Source organism: Siccirubricoccus soli, assembly GCF_024178315.1.
Taxonomy (GTDB): domain Bacteria; phylum Pseudomonadota; class Alphaproteobacteria; order Acetobacterales; family Acetobacteraceae; genus Siccirubricoccus; species Siccirubricoccus soli.
Genome location: NZ_JAMZIK010000269.1, coordinates 1 through 595, shown reverse-complemented (window position 1 = coordinate 595; position 595 = coordinate 1). Strand labels below are relative to the sequence as shown.

At 71.8% G+C, this 595-nt stretch carries 1 protein-coding gene; it reads right to left on the bottom strand.

The features are described from left to right. Positions 1-373: 373 nt before the first annotated feature. Positions 374-595, bottom strand: a 222-nt coding sequence (locus NJ376_RS28100; RefSeq protein WP_252956663.1) for a winged helix DNA-binding protein, incomplete at its 5' end; no start/stop codon positions are given.

The window sequence follows — 595 nt, the reverse complement described above, 5'->3', positions numbered from 1 at the left end:
TGATGCCTTTGAAGACCTCCCGGCCGCCCGGATAGGACTTGGTCAGGTCTTTGATGACATAGGCGTATTGGTAGCTGGCCATCGGCGGACAGATCCTGGGCGCGGTTTGGCCCGGTAGATAGCGGTGGGGGCGGCCGGGGCCAAGGCGGCAGGGCTATGGGGCGGGCCGCGCCAGCACCGCCCGGGAGGTCGCAGCGGACCCGCAGCCGGAACAGGCTATGGCGGTGCGGCGACAAGGGCGGACCTGCCATGGCGGCCGCCCGGGCGGGGGCGGCAGCCCCGGTGACCCTGCGCGAGGCCATCGCCTATTGCCCGGCCGGACGGCCAACGACGAGGCGGGGCGGCGGGTGGGCGCGAGCGGCGGAGTTATTGCCTACCCTTCGGTCTTGAGGAGAGTGTCGCGGAAGGCGGCGACTCTGTCGCGGAGGTCGCGCATGGCGTGGTGGTTGTGGCCGAAGACCTTGCCGACCCAGGCGTGTTTGAGGCTGCGGGCCTTTTCCCGCAGGGCCTGGCCTTGCTCGGTCAGGCGGATGCGGACCTGGCGTGCGTCGGTGGCGTCGCGCTGGCGCTGGACGAGACCGGCGGCCTCGAGGCG